Origin of the sequence: Corynebacterium sp., assembly GCF_030530965.1 — a bacterium.
In the GTDB taxonomy this organism is placed as follows: Bacteria; Actinomycetota; Actinomycetes; order Mycobacteriales; family Mycobacteriaceae; genus Corynebacterium.
On record NZ_JAUMTY010000091.1, the window covers coordinates 1 to 2785 of the forward strand.

General features: G+C 56.4%; 3 protein-coding genes. 2 read left to right on the plus strand and 1 reads right to left on the minus strand.

The window, feature by feature from the left end; genetic code table 11:
* Window positions 1–38 precede the first annotated feature (38 nt).
* Both Q3981_RS10275 and Q3981_RS10280 read left to right on the plus strand, forming a co-directional pair.
* Complete coding sequence (locus Q3981_RS10275; RefSeq protein ID WP_303125979.1) at window positions 39–1337, plus strand: ABC transporter substrate-binding protein; 1299 nt, start codon at window positions 39–41, stop codon at window positions 1335–1337.
* An 89-nt stretch (window positions 1338–1426) separates the two neighbouring features.
* Window positions 1427–2617 (plus strand): ABC transporter ATP-binding protein, encoded by a 1191-nt coding sequence (locus Q3981_RS10280; RefSeq protein ID WP_303125976.1) that lies wholly within the window; start codon window positions 1427–1429, stop codon window positions 2615–2617.
* A gap of 40 nt (window positions 2618–2657) precedes the next feature.
* On the opposite strand, the gene Q3981_RS10285 is transcribed toward Q3981_RS10280, so the two are convergent.
* Window positions 2658–2785: inorganic diphosphatase (locus Q3981_RS10285; protein WP_303124733.1), on the minus strand; the 128-nt coding region annotated here is incomplete at its 5' end.

Genomic DNA, 2785 nt, shown 5'->3' on the forward strand with positions numbered 1-2785 from the left:
GCTCGGATTCACAACGCTCGGATTCACAGCGCGCGGGCATATCGCGTCGTTCTTTCTTGGGGCTCGCGGGCACCGCGTTGGCGGCAACGGCGCTGAGTGGATGTGCGGGGACACGGTTTTCGCCGGGAGGTCAGGCGCACCAGGATGACAACACGATCACGTGGTGGTCGTCGCACCCGGGACAGTCAAAGCCGGTGGAACAAGAATTGATCCGTCGATTTGAAAAGGATCATCCGGACCTCACGGTCAATCTCATTGACGCGGGGAAGAATTACGAAGAATGCGCCCAGAAGTTTAATGCGGCGCTGACGGGACGAACCGTTCCCGATATCGTCATGCTCTCGGATGTGTGGTGGTTCAACTTTGCGCTGAATGAGCAGATCACGCCAATTGAGGATGTGGCGTCCGAAGTGGGTCTGGATACGTCGACATATGTGACATCTCTTTATGAGGACTATGCATTCAACGGTAAGCATTTCGCGCTTCCCTTTGCCCGCTCGACGCCGCTGTTCTTTTACAACAAAGACGCGTGGAAACGAGCAGGCCTTCCCGACCGTGGTCCCGAATCGTGGGATGAAATGGATGAGTGGGGGCCGCGCTTACAGACAGATCGGCAGAAAGGGCACGGGTGGGGAAACGCCGTCGATTATTTGTCATGGACGTTTGAGGGCCCGTTGTGGACAAAGGGCGGAGCGTACTCAAAAGAGTGGGATTTTACTTTCACATCTGACGAAACAATCGCCGCGGTGGAATGGCTCAAACGTACCGTGTCGAGTGATGGGTACGCTGCTATTTCTCAGTCGTTGGCCAATGATTTCTCGGCCGGATTATATGCCTCGGTGATTGCGTCGACGGGAGATTTGAACGGGATTGTATCTAACGCCTCATTCCCGGTAGGGACGGCGGCATTGCCTAATCCTCGGGGAACAGGCGGATGCCCAACGGGTGGGGCAGGGCTAGCTATTCCGGCCATCATTTCTGACAAACGGAAGAAAAACGCGGCAACGTTTATCAACTACATCACGAACACGGCTAATACATGCTTCTGGTCGAGGGAAGTGGGGTATATGCCGGTACGAAAAGATGCGTCGGCTGATCCGGAAATGAAGACATTCTTGGACGAACACCCCAATTATCAGACTGCGATCGATCAGCTCCCGCATACGCGCATTCAAGATCCAGCGCGCGTTTTCGTTCCTGGCGCAGACCAGGTTATTGGTGGCGCTTTCGAATCGATCCTCACGAATAACGCCGATATACGGTCCACGATGAAAAAGGTTGATAAGGAAATCAGCAGGGCCTATGAGACGCAAATTAAACCGAAAATGCCGTCGTGATGGGTTTTCATAGCACCGTTTTCAGCCATCACCCTGTTGACCACGTAATTGTTCACAGAACGTAACTGCAGAAAAGAAAGAGCACAAGAATGGCGTCGATACGTTTTAATAATGTCTCCCGGATCTATGGTGACCGTAAAGCCGTCGATAATCTGAACTTAGATATCGCGGATGGTGAATTCTTAGTTGTCGTGGGGCCGTCCGGCTGCGGCAAATCCACGAGTTTGCGCATGCTCGCGGGCCTGGAACCTGCTGATGAGGGGCCAATTTTTATTGGCGACAGGGACGCGACGGGTGTGCCCCCGCGCGAGCGCGACGTGGCGATGGTGTTTCAGAATTACGCGCTGTACCCCAACATGACAGTTGAGGGGAATATGAGCTTTGCTCTTCGCAACCGTGGGATGGGGAAGAAGGAGACGCGGCGGCGTGTCCATGAGGCTGCGGCGATGCTGGAGCTTACTGATCTACTTGACCGCAAACCTGCAGCATTGTCGGGTGGGCAGCGGCAACGTGTCGCGATGGGGCGAGCGATCGTCCGGGACCCCGCGGTGTTCTGCATGGATGAACCGCTGTCCAACCTCGATGCGAAACTTAGGGTCTCGACGCGGTCACAGATTCTTTCTCTGCAGAAAAAGCTGCGGACAACCACCGTGTATGTGACGCACGACCAGGTTGAGGCGATGACCATGGGTGACCGTGTGGCCGTGCTGAAGGACGGCGTGTTACAGCAGGTTGACTCGCCTCGCGATGTTTATCAGAATCCGGCGAACACGTTTGTGGCGTCGTTTATTGGATCGCCGACGATGGGCCTTTTCACGATTGATGGTGGGCCGATTATGGGTGTGCGCCCGGAGGACTGGGAGGTTCTATCGGTGGCATCCGGGGACAACGCGGCATCGACGACGGGGGAAGAAAACGTGCAGGTTGCGGGCGTGGAGAATGATGCACCGGTGCTCGACCTCACTGTCACACACATCGAGGAGCTCGGTGCGCAATCGTTTGCCTATGGCACGCCGACTGCCTCACGAGGGACTCAGGGCGACGTCCAGATCAACCCCATGACGGGTCGGGACGCGCTCGCCGTGCTCCTCCCACGAGATGGTGTCGCGGGGAGCGGGCGGAACCACGTTACGTCGGACGTCGTCCATAAGAACGGCCAGGTTACGGCTGCCGATGTGGCCGTTGGGTCCGTGATCACTGTTCGCGCAACACGAACCCACTACTTCGACCCAGACACGGGCAACCGAATTAATCCCCCCGCTGGCTCGTCAGGTTACTAATCCCCCAAGGGAGCCCCCCGATGCGAAAGAAAGGACGCGACTAGTCCTCGTAGCGATCCTTAGCTTCCTGCAGGATGCGCTCAGCTTCTTCCTTATCGCCCCAGCCCGAGCCACTGACTTCCTTGTTCGGCTCCAGGTCCTTGTAGTGGACGAAGAAGTGCTCCACCT

What these genes read in the sequence shown, in the direction of transcription:
- Q3981_RS10280 (WP_303125976.1), top strand. Translation starts at nt 1,427, where the DNA reads ATGGCGTCGATACGTTTTAATAATGTCTCCCGGATCTATGGTGACCGT.